The following is a 15,641-nucleotide window of genomic DNA, read 5'->3' as shown; positions in this document are numbered from 1 at the left end:
CTTTCAGTCCTTATGCTGCAATGGAAACACGCTGGCCGAGGCGGGCGCTTTCAATCGCGCCGATCACCATGGCAAGGCTGTTGATGTTGTCGAAGGAGGCCGTTTCCGGCATCTCACCCGTGCGGATGGAGTCGAGGAACGAGAGAATGACGCTGGCATGGCCGCGCGTATCCTTCTCGGAAACGGCATCGGAAACGTTTACGGTCTTGAATCCACGCAGAAGTCCCTGGTCGTCGCCGGCTACGGAGGCGGAGAAATTGTCTTCGCCGTCCCACAGGATCATGCCCTTCGAGCCGATCAGCCGCCAGCGCGCCTCCCAGCTGGTCCGCTCGCCTTCGGCGCACCATGAACCGCGATAGGTGAAGACGACATCATTCGAGAACTCGAAAATGGCGTTGGCACTTGCTCCATGGGCATACCAGGAGCCGGCCGGGTTCTTCTCCACGCAAAAGACGGAAAGGGGCTTTTCATTGGCAACAAAACGGGCGGCATCGAAGGTGTGGATCGCCATGTCGAGAAGCAGGACGTTCTTCATCTCCTCACGAAAGCCGCCGAAATGCGGGCCGAGGAAGAAATCGCAATGGATGGCCGTGAGATCACCAATGACGCCGTCTTCCAGTGCGCGGCGCAGCCGCCGGATACCGGCAATAAACCGCCGGTTTTGCACCACAGCATGAATTTTGCCGGCTTTTTTTGCCAGCTCCACCAGCGTGGCGGCTTCTTCCATCGAGGCGGCAAGCGGCTTTTCGCTCAGCACGTGGCACCCGGAATCGAGACCGGCTTCAACCACGGCAAAGCGTGCCTGCGGGATGACGATATCAAAAAGGATGTCGGCTTTCGTTTCAGCAATAACCGCGCGAAGATCGGTGCCGATGACCGCGTCGGTGAGGGCGAATTCTTCGGCAAGCGCGCGGGCCGTGTTCTCGTTCAGATCCACCAGACCGGCGATCCTGATCGCGCCGGAAATCTCCGGCGTGGATTGAATGGCGCGCAACCAGCCTTTGGCCATGGCTCCGCACCCGCATAAAACGGCATTAACTGTCATCTCATCTCCCCGGGCTCTTTCGCAAACTCCTCTTTGCGCAGAGCGTCGTAAACGTTTACGAAACTATGCCAATGATGTTAGATATGTCAAGACCGTTAAGGGACGCGTTGATTTCGCGTCAGGCCTGGGAGGGGAATGCATGAAAGGAATCCGTCAGCTTGCCGATTATCTTGACATATCGATAGGCACCGTTTCCCGTGCCCTGAACGGCAAGCCCGATGTGAACGAAGAGACGCGGCGGCGCGTTCTCGAAGCGGCGGAAAAGCTTGGTTACGTCGCCAACCAATCCGGCCGCAGCCTCCGGCAGGGAACCACCAATGTCATCGGCCTGATGACCGGCAGCGACGCGCAGACCGTTGAAAACTCCGACAACTTCTTCCTGGGCGTGACGGATGGCCTGCAAAGCGTGTTTTCCGGCCATAATCTCGACCTCATCGTTCTGCCCTGCCCGGGGGAAGAGGACCCGGATGAATATTTAAAGCGCATGGTGGCGCGGCGCATGGTGGATGCGATGATCATTTCCGCCACCCGGCGTACCGACAAACGCGTGGATTTCCTCAAGCAGACCCGCCTGCCTTTCGTGGCGCTCGGCCGGACCGCTTCCAGCGATAGTCACGCCTGGATCGATCTCGATTTCGACGGTGTGGCGAAAAATGCCGTCGACCGCCTTGTTGCTGCCGGGCATCGTTCAATCGCAGTGGCCGTGCCCGATAACGACATCAATCTCGGTTACGTTTTTCTGGAGGGATACAGGCGCGCGCTGGAAGACAATGGCATCGCCTACGATTCCTCGTTGGTCATCCGCGCGAAATCGAGTGAGCAGGGCGGTTATCACGCCGCCAGCGAATGGCTGCAGATGCGGCCCCGGCCAACGGCGATCGTGCTGATCTACGAGCTGATGGCGGTCGGCCTTTATCGCCGTCTTGCGGAAGCCGGCCAGAAGCCGGGGCGGGATCTCGCCGTCATCGGCTTTCGTGATGGTCCGCGCGGCCAGTTTCTCGAGCCGCGTCTCACCAGTTTCCGCATGTCCCTGCATGATCTCGGCGTGAGGGTGGCCCAGACATTATTGTCGACGATGCCGGCCTATGCGCCGTTTTATCCCGATCAGGCTCGCCATTGCGTCTGGCCCATGCTTCTGGTGCCAGGCGAGAGCGACCCCGCGCCTGCTGCACAGGCCGCGGCGCCCGGGGGCGTTAAAGCTTGACGTCGTTAATGCTCACGACGCCGAAAGGATTGAATTTATATTCGTCTTCCTCATAGCGTGTATCGTCGGCCAGGGTGGCGCGACGATCCTTCACGGTCGCTTCGACGCCGTCACGCGCCATTTGATCGGCGATATCGTCTATCAGCGCGGCGATCTTTAGCTGTTCTGTGTTCGTGGACGGCTGATCGCCGTTTTTGGTAAAGCGCACCTGCACATCTGGCAATCCAATCAGGTGAAACCCGACGCTCATCATCCCGTCGGCATCACCGCCTATGGGGCGGCGTGCGAAAGCCAAACGGCAGGTTCTGGCAAGCGCCATCCCGTCATCGGCAGCAGCTTCGCTGCGCGATTGTTCGAAGAGTTGCTTCCAGCGCCTTGCCCCATGGGCAACGCCGGCACTTTCTCCCTTCACGGCGATGGCGCCGTTATCGAGCATATGCTGTACGAATCTAAGCGCAGTTGCGGATGTCTTCACGGTTGTTTCGGCATCCATGGACGGGCCAAGCACATAAAGAACCGAGCCGTGCCCGGCGACGGCCTCCTCATCGGACAGCTGGTGGGCGTCGGGGTCGACACGGTCCCAGCAGACATTGAAGGAACGGTCCATCCGGTCGTCCGGCTCATCCTGCGAATAATCCTCATCAAGGCTGAAATCGGGCGCGAAATCATCGACCGCGGCCCGGGCACTCTTCTGGAGAGCCGCCAGCCCGTTTTCCGGGCCGAGAAAACAGAGGATATGTCGCGGCTGGTAACTGGAACGGGAGGCGGCAACGGCTGCCGGCTTGCTCGAAGCTGCGCCGAGAGACGGCCTTGCCAGCACAAGACCGCCCAGAAGTGCGAGAACGCCACGACGCTCTGAATTCATCCGATATCCCCGGGGTTTCTATCAACAGGATGGTAGCGTTTTATACAGGCATGGATGATTCAAGCCATATGGCCTTCGCGATCTTTGGCATGATGGTTTAAAAAACTTGTCGCAAGCGGGCGGGGCGAAACGGCATTGAGCCAATTGCAGCTACTTCATCAAATACCATACTGGTCATCCGTCACATGCTCCATCCAGTCCACCACCTTGCCATCTTTCACCTCCTGAAGTGCAATGTGGGTCATGGCGATATTGGGTGCGGCGCCGTGCCAGTGTCTTTCGCCCGGCGCGAACCAGACGATATCGCCGGGGCGAATCTCCTCCACCGGGCCGCCCTCACGCTGGGCGCGGCCGAGGCCGGAAACCACGATCAGGGTCTGGCCAAGGGGATGGGTGTGCCAGGCGGTGCGGGCGCCGGGTTCAAAGGTGACCTGTGCACCCTGCACCCGCTCGGCATCGAAGGGGTTGAAGAGCGGATCGATGCGGACCGTACCGGTAAACCAGCCGTCCGGGCCTTTGGCCGATGCCCGTGTTCCAGCGCGCAATATTTCCATGGTCATTCTCCTGACTTGTCTCGTGCGGCGATTTGATGCGGGAAATCGCCTCTTGTCCACAGGGGAATGAGAAGCCGATCAAGCGGCAGGTGCGGTGCGTCTTTATACCCCGTTTTGAAGGAGATTATCTTTGCTCCTTAATTGGCACTTTCCGCAGCGGCCGGTCGGCATTTCATTCTCTCATACCTATCTCGATAAAAATCATTCTCGGGATTGACTCGAATATGAAACCGGTTACATTTGTCGATGTAAACGGTTTCATCGGTGAGAACCGTGCTTGGAGGAGCAAACTTTCATGTTTAGACATTTGATGGCTGCCGCCGCGATGGTGCTGGCGGCCGGCACGTCCGTGCACGCGCAGGAGCAGAGCTTCAAGATCGGTCTTTCCAATTCTTTCGTCGGCAGCGAATGGCGCACGCAGATGATCGAAGAGGCCCAGGCTGCCGCCAAGGCATGGGGCGAAAAGGGCGTCAAGGTCGAAGTCGTCGTCCAGAGCGGTAATGTCGATGTGCAGGGGCAGATCGGTCATATCCGCAATTTCATGAACCAGGGCGTTGATGCGATCCTGATCAATCCCGGCAGCCCGACCGCTTTCGATCCGATCTTCGCGCAGGCCAAGGCGCGCAACATCCTCGTTATCGCCACCGACGCAGAAGTATCCTCGAAGGATGCACTTTACGTCGGCATCGACCAGAAGGCATGGGCGGCCCAATCCGCACAATGGCTTGCGGATGCGCTGAAGGGCAAGGGAAGCGTCGTCGCCATCAACGGCATCGCCGGCAACCCGGCAAACGAAGCCCGCGTCGCCGGTTACCGCGAAGTGTTCAAGAAATACCCCGATATCAAGGTGCTGAACGAAGCCAATGCGAGCTGGGATCAGGCGCAGGGCCAGCAGGCCATGCAGAACCTGCTTGCCACCTATCCCGATATCAGCGGCGTCTGGGTGCAGGACGGCATGGCGGACGGCGCATGGCGCGCCATCGAAGCCGCCGGCAAGACCAAGGACATTGCCGCGACCGGTGAAATCCGCAAGGACTTCATGACCCGCTGGGAAAAGGAAAAGTTCAATTCCGGCGCTTCGGTCAATCCTCCCGGTGTCATGGCCAGCGCGCTCAACGTTGCTGTCCTGAAGCTGCAGGGCAAGGAATTCAAGGACGGCGTCTTCGGCGGCACCTATGGCAACGCCATCTATATTCCGATCCCCTTCGTCAGCAACGACAACCTTGCCGACAATATCAAGGCCGCCGATGGCAAGCCTGGTTACTGGTCAGTCACGGCAACTGTGACGCCGGAGCAGGCTGGCGAGTTCTTCAAGTAAGACCGCTCTCGGGCTGGCGGCGAACGCCGGCCCGACCCACAATTTCGAGTGCGGAGAGGGCCTTGGCCATCCGCCTGTGACAAGCATTATTCGGGGACTTGCGATGGCGAACGCTTTGGAAGCGGCCGGCATAACGAAGAATTTTGGCGCCGTGCGCGCGCTTTCCGCCGGCAGGTTGACCGTCGGTCGCGGTGAAATTCACGCGCTGCTGGGCGCCAATGGCTGCGGCAAGAGCACGCTTTGCAAGATCGTTGCGGGCGCGGTTGCGCCAACCAGCGGCACGATCAGGTTCAACGGTGCGGAAGTGCGCTTCAAAAGCCCGCGTGACGCAGAAAATGCCGGCATCGCCCTGTTTTATCAGGAGCTGAGCCTCATTCCGCAGCTTTCCGTCGCCGACAATATCTTTCTTGGCCGCGAGCCGAAACGCGGCATTTTTGTTGACGGCAAAGCCCTGAAAGCCGAAGCGGCGAGGCTGATCGCGCTGTTTGACGGCGTGGCGGGCGAGGGGCTGGAGCCGGACGCAATCGTTGGCTATCTGCCGCCCGATCAGCGCCAGCTCGTCGAAATCCTCAAGGTCTTCGCCCAGAATGCCAGCCTGATGATCATGGACGAGGCGACGGCGGCGCTCGATGGCCGTCAGTCCCAGCGTTTTTTCGAGATACTCCGGGCCAAGAAGGCGGACGGTATCTCGACCATCATGATTTCCCACCGTCTCGACGAGGTCTTTGCCGTCTGCGACCGCATTACCGTGATGCGCAACGGCGCGACGATTTCCGAACTCGATACGGCAGCCACCACCCGTGAAGCCGTCGTGCACGACATGGTCGGCGATGTTCGGGCCGCTCCTGCCCGTCAGAACGGGCGTTCGGCTGCTGTGCCGAGCCTGAAGCTGACGGATGTGGCGGGTGAGGGCGTTCGCGGTGTCTCTCTGGACGCCTATCCGGGCGAAATCGTCGGTCTGGCCGGCTTGCAGGGTCAGGGCCAGTCGGCCTTGCTGAAGGGTCTTTTCGGTGCCAGCCCATTTGCTACCGGCCAAATCCGATTTGAGGGCCGTGAAATCATCATCGGCAAGCCTTCGCAGGCGGTTCATAGTGGTTTTGCCTATGTCTCTGGCGACCGTGGCCGTGACGCTTCCCTTCAGGGCCGGTCGATCTTCGAAAATCTCGTCGCGGCGCTGATGGTGCGCGAAAAGATGCGGTTGGTCCGTCCCACGACGCTGAAGCCGCGCGTACAGAAGGTCGCGGATGACATGAAGACGAAGTTTGCCGGCCTCGATATGCCGATCGGCACGCTTTCAGGCGGCAACCAGCAGAAAATCTTCATCTCCCGTTGGCTCGCCACCGCTCCGAAATTGCTGCTGCTCGACGACCCGACCAAGGGTATCGATCTCGGCGCCAAGGCCGATCTTTTTGCGCTGATGCGTCAGCAGGCCGATGCCGGTGCGACCATCCTTCTTTATTCCTCGGAGGATGCGGAAATCCTCGAATATGCCGACCGCATTCTCGTGTTCAACGGCGGACGCATCTCTGCGGAACTGACCGGAGCCGACATGACATCCGTCAACATGACCCGCGCCGCCTATGGAGACGCCGCATGAATTCCCAAGGCGTTCTGCGCAGGCAACCCTGGATCATCACCCTCGTCGTTCTGGCCGTTCTCGTTGCCGTGAATACGTTTCTGCAGCCATCCTTCGTTCAGCCTTCCGTGCTGCAATCGAACCTGACGACGTTTCTGCCGCTGATCCTGGTCGCCATCGGCCAGACCTATGTCATTCTGGCGGGTGATATCGATCTTTCGGTCGGCAGCATCGTGGCGCTCGCCAATGTCGTCACCGTCAGCGTCATCGCCGCACTCGGCGGCACGACGGGTGCTGTCTTCGCCGGTATGGCGGCGGGTGCGGCTGTCGGGCTGCTATGTGGACTGGTCAATGGTTTCTTCATTTCCGGCCTGCGCTTCCAGCCGATCGTCACCACTTTCGCAACCGGTATCATTTTTGCCGGTCTGGCGATCTGGGTCCTGCCGCAGGCAGGTCTTCCGGTGCCGGAAGCCTATTGGCAGACCTATTCCGGCAGCTTCATCGGCCTGCCCTTCGTGCTGTGGGTACTGCTGGCGGGCATCGCTTTCACGCTGATCGTGTCGCGCATTCCTTTCCACACGCATCTGCTTGCCGTCGGCGGCAATCGCACCGGCGCCTTCCAGACGGGTCTGCGCCTTTCCGGCATCCGCATCGGCGCATATATGATCTCCGGTCTGTTTTCGGCGCTGGCAGCGCTGTGCCTGACGGGCGAAACCGCCTCGGGCGACCCGCTGCTCGGCGCAAGTCTGGCGCTGTCTTCCATCTCGGCGGTGGTTTTGGGCGGCACCGCATTGTCCGGCGGCTTCGGCAGCTCGACGGGGTCGATTGCCGGCGCGCTGGTGCTCGGCATGATCGGTAATGTGATTTTCTTTGCGGGTCTGCCTTTCGAGTACCAGACATTGGTGCAGGGTTTGATCGTGCTGACGGCGCTGGCCGGCGGTGTTCTGGTGACGAGGCGTTGATATGACCAATCCCGGCTTGCAAATCAAAACCCTCCTTACCGATCCCCTGACCATCGCCATTGGCGCATCGGCCTTCCTGCTGCTGGTCGGCGAGTTGCTGTCGCCCGGCTTCGCACAGGGCTCGCAGATCGTGCGGCTGCTGACGATTGCCGCCATTCTCGGAATCGTCGCGGCGGGCCAGAACCTCGTCATCCTCGGCGGCCGTGAAGGCATCGACCTTTCCGTCGGCGCGATGATCTCGCTTGGCGCCGTCCTTGCCGGCAATATGATGAACGGCCAGAATGCCGGCATTCCGCTTGCCATTCTCGTTGCCGGCGGCATTCCCTTCCTGATCGGCCTCATCAACGGCCTCGGCATCACCTTCGTGCGCATTCCGCCGCTGGTCATGACGCTTGGCATGACGGCCGTCATTCAGGGCGGGCTGGTCGTTTATTCGCAGGGCGTTCCATCAGGTGCGGCAGCGCCCCTGCTGGCGGGTTTCATCAACCGTCCGCTCATCTTCGGTATTCCCGGCGTGTTGTTCGTCTGGCTGGGCATCGCCGCAATCATGCTGTTCGTGCTGCGCCGCACCGCCTTCGGTTTCGCCATCTACGCCATCGGCTCCAACGAGCGGGCAGCGACGCTCACCGGATTGCCCGTCTCTTTGATCCGCACGCTGCTTTATGGCCTTTCCGGCCTGTTTGCCGGGCTGACCGGGGTGTGCGTCATCGGTTACACCGGCACGTCCTTCATCTCCGTCGGCGACCAATATGTGCTTCCGTCGATCATCGCGGTTGTCATCGGCGGCACCTCGCTTGCCGGCGGTGCGGGCGGATATGTCGGAACGATGGCCGGAGCAGTTGCGCTCACCATTCTGCAAAGCGTACTGATAACGCTCAACCTCGATGTATGGGCCCGGCAGATCATATTCGGTGTCACGTTGCTAGCGCTGATGCTGCTTTATGGCCGCCAAAAGCAGTTGCGTGTGTGACAGATGAGCAAAGACCAAGGTTCGAATATCAGGGAAGTTGCAGCTCTCGCGGGCGTTTCCATCGCGACCGTATCGCGGGCGCTGCAGCAACCCGACAAGGTTCGCCCGGAGACCCGCAAGAAGGTTTTCGACGCCGTGCGGCAGGCGAACTTCGTTCCCAATGCGCAGGCGGCAAGCTTCCGCCGCCAATCCAACAACACCGTCATCCTTCTCGTTCGCGATATCGGCAACCCGTTTTATCTCGAAATCTACAAGGGCGTGGAAGAAGCGGCGGGCGAAGCGGGCTTCAAGGTGCTGATGGGCGATGCCCGCAACGACGAGAACCGCGTAGCGACCCATATCGACATGGTGCGCCAGAAACATGCCGACGGGTTGATCCTGATGACCGGCCAGTTTCCCTCCGAGCTTCTCGATCAGGGCGACGCGCTGCCGCCGATCGTCATCGCGTCGGAGACGGTGCCCGGCCTCGCGCTGCCGACCGTCAAGGTGGACAACCGTGCCGCTTCCATGAATGCCATGCGGCACCTCATCGAGGCGGGGCATAAAGAGATCGTGCATCTGGCCGGTCCCGTTCCGGAAAGTCTGGCGCAGGAGCGTTTCGACGGGTACCGCGCAGCACTTGCCGAGGCTGGCATAACCTACACCGACGAACTGGTGGTGACGGGCGACTACAGCATCGAGGCCGGCCGTCAGGCGATAACCGGCCTTCTCGAAGGCGGCATCACCTTTACCGCGATCTTCGCATCGAGCGACCAGATGGCGATTGGCGCGATCAGCGAGTTGCGGGCGCGTGGGGTTTCGGTTCCGGCCGACGTCTCCGTCATCGGCTTCGACGACATCATCTTCGCCAATGCGTTTGAGCCGCCACTGACGACGGTGCGCCAGCCCCGCCAGGAAATGGGCCGCAGGGCCATGGCGCTGATGGTGGACAGATTGAACGGAAAACGCACGGCTGAAACCATCGTGCTGGATACGGAACTGGTGGTGCGCGGCTCGGTCGCGCCCTGCCGCCCGCCGCATCGGTAGCGGCCAGACTGTGAATGCAAGGAGTGTAAGGACATGAAGACGATCAAAGGCCCGGCAATTTTCCTCGCGCAATTTGCCGGAGACGAGGCCCCTTTCGACACGCTCGACAATCTCGGCCAATGGGCGGCTTCGCTCGGTTACAAGGGCATTCAGGTGCCGACCGATCCCAAACTCTTCGATCTGGAAAAGGCCGCCGCCTCCAAGACCTATTGCGACGATATCAAGGGTCGTCTGGCCGAGATCGGCGTCGAGATCACCGAGCTTTCGACGCATATTCAGGGCCAGCTTGTCGCCGTTCATCCCGTTTATAATGAAATGTTCGACGGTTTCGCGCCGGCCGAACTGCGCGGCAAACCGCAGGCGCGGCAGGAATGGGCCGTCAATCAGCTGAAGTGTGCGGCGAAAGCCTCGCAGCACCTTGGCCTCAAGAGCCATGCGACTTTCTCCGGCGCGCTTGCCTGGCCGTTCGTTTACCCATGGCCACAGCGTCCGGCCGGGCTTGTCGAAATGGCCTTTGCCGAACTCGGCAAGCGCTGGACACCCATTCTCGATGTCTTCGAGGAGAATGGCATCGATCTCTGCTACGAGCTGCATCCGGGTGAGGACCTGCATGACGGCGTCACTTTCGAGCGTTTCCTTGACGCCACCGGTCATCATGCGCGCGCCAACCTTCTCTACGATCCCTCGCATTTCGTGCTGCAGGCGATGGATTATCTCGATTTCATCGATATCTACCACGAGCGAATCCGTGCCTTTCACGTCAAGGATGCCGAGTTCAATCCGACTGGCCGTTCCGGCGTTTATGGCGGTTATCAGAGCTGGGTCGACCGGCCTGGTCGTTTCCGTTCGCTGGGCGACGGGCATGTCGATTTCGGCGCGGTGTTTTCCAAGCTGACCCAATATGACTTTGACGGCTGGGCGGTGCTGGAATGGGAATGCGCGCTGAAACACCCGGAAGACGGCGCGCGTGAAGGCGCAAGCTTAATTGAAAATCACATCATCCGCGTGACCGAGCGGGCTTTCGACGATTTCGCCAAGAGCGGCATCGATGGTGCCGCCAATCGCCGTCTTCTTGGACTTTGAAAGGGATAGCCATGTCCTCCGCTTCAAATAAATTCGATAGCCGCCGTATCCGTCTCGGCATGGTCGGTGGTGGGCAGGGCGCCTTTATCGGTGCGGTGCACCGCATCGCGGCCCGGCTGGATGACCGTTACGAGCTGGTGGCCGGCGCGCTTTCCTCCGATCCCGCGCGTGCTAGCGCTTCGGCAACCCTGCTGGGCATTGCGCCGGAGCGCTCCTATGCCTCGTTCGAGGAAATGGCGGCGGCCGAAGCCGGCCGGGAGGATGGAATCGAGGCGGTCGCCATCGTCACCCCCAACCATCTGCATTTTGCTCCGTCCAAGGCATTTCTCGACGCCGGCATCCACGTCATCTGCGACAAGCCGGTGACTGCGACGCTGGAAGAGGCGAAGGCGCTGGCCGAGATCGTAAGGGCGTCCGACAGGCTGTTCATCCTGACGCATAACTACACCGGCTACGCGATGCTGCGGCAGATGCGCGAGATGATCGCCGATGGATCCATCGGCAAGCTGCGCCACGTTCAGGCCGAATATGCGCAGGACTGGCTGACGGAAGCCGTCGAAAAGACGGGTGCGAAGGGTGCGGAATGGCGCACCGACCCCAGCCGCTCCGGCGCGGGTGGGGCAATCGGCGATATCGGCACCCATGCCTTTAACGCCGCTGCCTTCGTCACGGGCGAAATCCCGACAAGCCTTTATGCCGATCTGACGTCGTTCGTTCCGGGCCGGCAGCTGGATGACAGCGCCAATATTCTTTTGCGTTATGACAGCGGCGCCAAGGGCATGCTCTGGGCAAGCCAGATCGCCGTCGGTAATGAAAACGCGCTGTCGCTCAGGGTCTATGGCGATAGAGGCGGGCTGGAATGGCATCACCGTGTGCCGGACGAGTTGTGGTTCACGCCTTATGGCGAACCGAAGCGGCTCATCACCCGCAACGGGGCGGGCGCGGGTGCTGCCGCCAACCGTGTCAGCCGTGTGCCATCCGGGCACCCGGAAGGATATCTGGAGGGTTTTGCGACAATCTACCGCGAAGCCGCAGATGCAATCATCGCAAAGAGGGAGGGAAAGACAGCAGCCGGGGAGGTGATTTACCCCGGCATAGAGGACGGCCTTGCGGGTCTCGCATTCATCGATGCGGCCGTCCGGTCCAGTCGGACCTCGTCCTGGGTCGGGATCGACATCTAGCTCGCCCATATCGAGGACGGACGACGCAGGGCATTGGAGGCGGTGCCCCGGCATGACCCGGCCAGAGGGCCGGGAAAGGCGAGGGCATGCGTGTCGTCATATTGATCAAACGGAAAGGGAGTTACGCGTTTGAAAACGTTGAAGTCAAAATTCGCAGGCATGGCATTCGTCGTCGCATTGGCGGCCGGTTTCGCAAATCCGGTTTTTGCCGAGGACAGCAAGACGCTGCCGATCGCCGCGCAGATGTTCACGCTGCGCAATTCCGGAACGCTGGAGGAGCAGCTCGCGATCCTCAACCGCGCCGGCGTTTCGGCCGTGGAAACGGTGGACATGCAGAAGGTCAGCGCCAGCGAGCTGAACGCGCTTCTGGAAAAGCACAAGATCAAGGTCATTTCCTCGCATGTGCCGATCGACAAGCTGCGTGGTAACCTCGATGAGGTCATCACCGAACAGAAAGCTGTCGGCAATCCTGTTGTCACCGTGCCTTTCCTGAAGCCGGAAGACCGCCCGAAGGACGCCGCCGGCTGGACCGCCTTCGGCAAGGAGCTGGGCGGCTATGCCGACAAGCTTTCCACGGCAGGCCTCTCCATGGCCTATCACAACCATGACTTCGAGATGGTCAAATTCGACGGCAAGACGGCGCTTGAACTGCTGCTCGACGCGGCAGGCCCGAAGCTGCAGGCCGAAGTCGATGTCGCCTGGGTGGCGCGCAGCGGCAATGATCCGGCCGCGTTCCTCGGCACCTTGAAGGGCCGGGTATTTGCCATCCATGCCAAGGACAATGCGCCTGCGGGCACGGGGGAAAACGAGCGCGGCTTTGCCACACTCGGCACCGGCGTTCTCGACTGGAAGGCAATTCTGCCGGCGGCCAAGCAGGCCGGCGTCAAGTGGTTCATCCTTGAACACGACCTTCCGCTCGATGCCGAAGCTGTCGTGACCAAGGGCAATGCGTTCCTCAATGAGCGCCTGCCGACCATTCAGTAAACACTGCCAGTAAAACCAGAACCGCTCCCCGGCGGCGGGTTTCGCCGGGGCGCATGAGGTTCGACAGACGCATGGCCAGTTTCCGCCGCACCGCGACGGGAAGCGCTTCGTCTTGTCGTTTTTTCCACGTCACATCGGAGGAGTTATCATGGCAAACAATCATTATGATGCGATTGTTGTCGGCTCGGGCATCAGTGGAGGCTGGGCCGCGAAGGAACTCACGCAAAAGGGCCTGAAGGTTCTGATGCTGGAGCGCGGCCGGAACATCGAGCACATCACCGACTATCAGAATGCGGACAAGGAGGCCTGGGATTACCCCCACCGCAACCGCGCCACGCAGGAGATGAAGGCGAAATATCCCGTTCTCAGCCGCGATTACCTGCTGGAAGAAGCAACACTCGGCATGTGGGCCAATGAGCAGGAAACGCCCTATGTCGAAGAAAAGCGCTTCGACTGGTTCCGCGGCTATCACGTGGGCGGTCGCTCGCTGCTCTGGGGACGCCAGACCTATCGCTGGTCGCAGACCGATTTCGAGGCCAATGCGAAAGACGGCATCGCCGTTGACTGGCCCATCCGTTATGAGGATGTTTCTCCCTGGTATGATTATGTCGAGCGTTTTGCAGGCATCTCCGGCAGCCGCGAGGGGCTGGATATTCTTCCCGATGGCGAATTCCTGCCGCCCATTCCGCTCAATTTCGTCGAGCAGGATGTCGCAAGCCGGCTGAAGAAGGCGTTCAATGGTACGCGCCACCTCATCAATTCGCGTTGCGCCAACATCACCCAGGAGCTTCCCGATCAGGAACGCACGCGCTGTCAGTTCCGCAACAAGTGTCGGCTGGGCTGTCCCTTCGGCGGCTATTTCAGTACGCAGGCCTCCACCCTGCCTGCGGCTGTCGCCACCGGCAATCTGACGCTCAGGCCTTTCTCCATCGTCAAGGAAATCTTGTACGACAAGGACAAGAAGAAGGCGCGAGGCGTTGAGATCATCGATGCCGAGACGAACCTGACCTATGAATATACCGCCGACATCATCTTCCTCAACGCCTCGACGCTGAACTCGACCTGGGTGCTGATGAACTCGGCCACCGATGTCTGGGAAGGCGGGCTTGGAAGCAGTTCGGGCGAACTCGGCCACAACGTGATGGACCACCATTTCCGGATGGGCGCCACCGGCCAGGTGGAAGGCTTCGAGGACTTCTACTTCAAGGGTCGCCGCCCGGCGGGCTTCTACATTCCGCGTTTCCGCAACACCGGCGACGACAAGCGCAAATATCTGCGTGGTTTCGGGTATCAGGGCTCGGCCAGCCGTTCGCGCTGGGAGCGGGAAATCGCCGAACTGAACATCGGCGCCGACTATAAGGAGGCCCTGACCGAGCCGGGCGGCTGGACCATCGGCATGACCGCCTTCGGCGAAATGCTGCCCTATCATGAGAACCGCGTGAAACTGGATCAAGACAAGAAAGACAAGTGGGGCCTGCCGGTCCTGTCAATGAATGTCGAGATGAAGCAGAACGAACTCGATATGCGCGAAGACATGGTCAATGACGCCGTCGAGATGTTCGAGGCGGTTGGCATCAAGAACGTCAAACCCTCCAGGGGCAGTTACGCCCCCGGTATGGGTATCCATGAAATGGGAACGGCTCGCATGGGACGCGACCCGAAAACCTCCGTCCTCAACGGCAACAACCAGGTCTGGGATGCGCCCAACGTCTTTGTCACCGATGGCGCCTGCATGACTTCGGCCTCCTGCGTCAACCCGTCCCTGACCTATATGGCGCTGACGGCGCGTGCGGCCGATTTTGCCGTTTCCGAACGCAAGAAGGGGAACCTGTGATGAACAGACGCGAACTGCTGAAACTGATAGCCATTGCCACCGGCCTTCCGCTGATCGGCGCGGATGTTCTGACGGCTGCGGAAAACGCTACCAAACCAGCCGGTGGTGCTCATGTCTTCACCGCGGAAGAAATCCGGTTTCTGGACGAGGTGGCGGAAACCATTATTCCCCGCACTTCCACGCCGGGTGCGAAGGATGCTGAAGTGGGAGCATTCATGGCCGTCTATGCGGCCGATTGCTACACCGACGAACAACGGACGCTCTTCCTTTCGGCAATTTCCGGTATCGAGAAGCGCAGCCAGACCGACCACAAGAAGGGCTTTCTGGAGCTGACGGCAGAACAGCGGCAGGCGCTGCTTGCCAAGCTGGACAAGCAGGCCAAGGCGGAACAGACGCCAGCAAAACCGCACGCTTTCACGCTGGTCAAGCAGCTGACGCTGCTTGGTTTCTTCACCTCGAAGATCGGCGCTACGGAAGTGCTCGTTTATGACGAAATTCCCGGCGGTTTCGAAGATCGCGTTCCCTATAAAAAGGGTACGCCCGCCTGGGGCACGACCTGAACAGAGCAACCTCCGGCCCGTCCGCTTTTGCGGGCGGGCCGTATTTATGCGGCAAGACAAGGATGACACGATGCGCAAGACAATAATCATCGCAGCGGCAATGCTGACTGCAAGTGCCATTCCCGCTCTTTCGGAAGGCGATGTTGCCAAGGGGGAGGCGGTCTTCAAGCGCTGTTTCGCCTGCCACGCCATTGGCGAGGGCGCGAAAAACAGGGTCGGTCCGCAGCTTAACGGCATCCTCGGCCGTGCAGCGGGCGGCGCGCCTGACTATACTTATTCGGCAGCGATGAAAAAAGCGGGCGAGGACGGTCTTGTCTGGACACCCGAAGAATTGCGGGATTTCCTGAGCGCACCGAAAAAGAAAATACCCGGAAACAAGATGGCGCTGGCCGGCATCAGCAAGCCGGAAGATATGGACAATCTCATCGCCTATATCGAAAGCGCGGCTTCGAAGCCGGCCGAGTGACAGCAGCGGGACT

General features: G+C 60.3%; 15 protein-coding genes. 12 read left to right on the top strand and 3 right to left on the bottom strand.

Annotated elements, in window-relative coordinates; all coding sequences use genetic code 11:
* Positions 1 to 10 precede the first annotated feature (10 nt).
* On the bottom strand, positions 11 to 1,045 hold the full coding sequence (locus O8B93_RS05490) for a Gfo/Idh/MocA family protein (RefSeq protein ID WP_269708798.1): 1,035 nt from the start codon (positions 1,043 to 1,045) through the stop codon (positions 11 to 13).
* Positions 1,046 to 1,184: 139 nt separating this feature from the next.
* On the opposite strand from O8B93_RS05490, the gene O8B93_RS05485 reads away from it, so the two are divergent.
* Positions 1,185 to 2,249 carry a LacI family DNA-binding transcriptional regulator gene (locus O8B93_RS05485; protein ID WP_269708797.1) on the top strand — a complete coding sequence of 355 codons (1,065 nt, stop codon included), beginning with the start codon at positions 1,185 to 1,187 and terminating at the stop codon, positions 2,247 to 2,249.
* Here the strand turns inward: O8B93_RS05485 and O8B93_RS05480 are convergent.
* The gene (locus O8B93_RS05480) at positions 2,239 to 3,114 is read right to left on the bottom strand and encodes a hypothetical protein (protein WP_269708796.1); all 876 of its coding nucleotides are present in this window, start codon (positions 3,112 to 3,114) and stop codon (positions 2,239 to 2,241) included. The genes O8B93_RS05485 and O8B93_RS05480 overlap by 11 nt on opposite strands.
* A 158-nt stretch (positions 3,115 to 3,272) precedes the next feature.
* Positions 3,273 to 3,668 (bottom strand): (R)-mandelonitrile lyase, encoded by a 396-nt coding sequence (locus O8B93_RS05475; RefSeq protein ID WP_269708795.1) that lies wholly within the window; start codon positions 3,666 to 3,668, stop codon positions 3,273 to 3,275.
* 295 nt (positions 3,669 to 3,963) lie between these two features.
* On the opposite strand from O8B93_RS05475, the gene O8B93_RS05470 reads away from it, so the two are divergent.
* The 11 genes from O8B93_RS05470 (at position 3,964) to O8B93_RS05420 (ending at position 15,628) form a co-directional block, all read left to right on the top strand.
* Complete coding sequence (locus O8B93_RS05470; protein ID WP_269708794.1) at positions 3,964 to 4,986, top strand: substrate-binding domain-containing protein; 1,023 nt, start codon at positions 3,964 to 3,966, stop codon at positions 4,984 to 4,986.
* 103 nt (positions 4,987 to 5,089) lie between these two features.
* Positions 5,090 to 6,583, top strand: a complete 1,494-nt coding sequence (locus O8B93_RS05465) for a sugar ABC transporter ATP-binding protein (RefSeq protein ID WP_269708792.1) — start codon at positions 5,090 to 5,092, stop codon at positions 6,581 to 6,583.
* Positions 6,580 to 7,524, top strand: coding sequence for an ABC transporter permease (locus O8B93_RS05460; protein ID WP_065117787.1), 945 nt, complete (start codon positions 6,580 to 6,582; stop codon positions 7,522 to 7,524). Before O8B93_RS05465 ends, O8B93_RS05460 begins: the two co-directional genes overlap by 4 nt.
* Before the next feature lies 1 nt (position 7,525).
* Positions 7,526 to 8,494 carry an ABC transporter permease gene (locus O8B93_RS05455; protein WP_080820458.1) on the top strand — a complete coding sequence of 323 codons (969 nt, stop codon included), beginning with the start codon at positions 7,526 to 7,528 and terminating at the stop codon, positions 8,492 to 8,494.
* Positions 8,495 to 8,497: 3 nt separating this feature from the next.
* A complete protein-coding gene (locus O8B93_RS05450) occupies positions 8,498 to 9,520 on the top strand; it encodes a LacI family DNA-binding transcriptional regulator (protein ID WP_174032376.1) in 1,023 nt (340 codons plus the stop codon).
* Positions 9,521 to 9,553: 33 nt separating this feature from the next.
* Positions 9,554 to 10,603 carry a sugar phosphate isomerase/epimerase family protein gene (locus tag O8B93_RS05445; RefSeq protein WP_269708791.1) on the top strand — a complete coding sequence of 350 codons (1,050 nt, stop codon included), beginning with the start codon at positions 9,554 to 9,556 and terminating at the stop codon, positions 10,601 to 10,603.
* A gap of 11 nt (positions 10,604 to 10,614) precedes the next feature.
* The gene (locus O8B93_RS05440; RefSeq protein ID WP_269708790.1) at positions 10,615 to 11,784 is read left to right on the top strand and encodes a Gfo/Idh/MocA family protein; all 1,170 of its coding nucleotides are present in this window, start codon (positions 10,615 to 10,617) and stop codon (positions 11,782 to 11,784) included.
* Between the two features lie 129 nt (positions 11,785 to 11,913).
* A complete protein-coding gene (locus O8B93_RS05435; protein ID WP_309568493.1) occupies positions 11,914 to 12,768 on the top strand; it encodes a sugar phosphate isomerase/epimerase family protein in 855 nt (284 codons plus the stop codon).
* A 148-nt stretch (positions 12,769 to 12,916) separates the two neighbouring features.
* Entirely contained in the window at positions 12,917 to 14,602 is a 1,686-nt protein-coding gene (locus O8B93_RS05430) for a GMC oxidoreductase (protein ID WP_269708788.1), read from the top strand.
* Complete coding sequence (locus O8B93_RS05425; protein ID WP_269708787.1) at positions 14,602 to 15,162, top strand: gluconate 2-dehydrogenase subunit 3 family protein; 561 nt, start codon at positions 14,602 to 14,604, stop codon at positions 15,160 to 15,162. The genes O8B93_RS05430 and O8B93_RS05425 overlap by 1 nt, the downstream gene beginning before the upstream one ends.
* A gap of 70 nt (positions 15,163 to 15,232) precedes the next feature.
* The gene (locus O8B93_RS05420) at positions 15,233 to 15,628 is read left to right on the top strand and encodes a c-type cytochrome (protein ID WP_269708786.1); all 396 of its coding nucleotides are present in this window, start codon (positions 15,233 to 15,235) and stop codon (positions 15,626 to 15,628) included.
* The last annotated feature ends 13 nt before the right edge of the window (positions 15,629 to 15,641 follow it).

This window comes from Martinezella rhizogenes (assembly GCF_027460065.1).
In the GTDB taxonomy this organism is placed as follows: domain Bacteria; phylum Pseudomonadota; class Alphaproteobacteria; order Rhizobiales; family Rhizobiaceae; genus Agrobacterium; species Agrobacterium rhizogenes_C.
The sequence above is the reverse complement of the archived record's forward strand: the minus strand, read 5'-3'. Positions and strand labels throughout refer to the sequence as shown.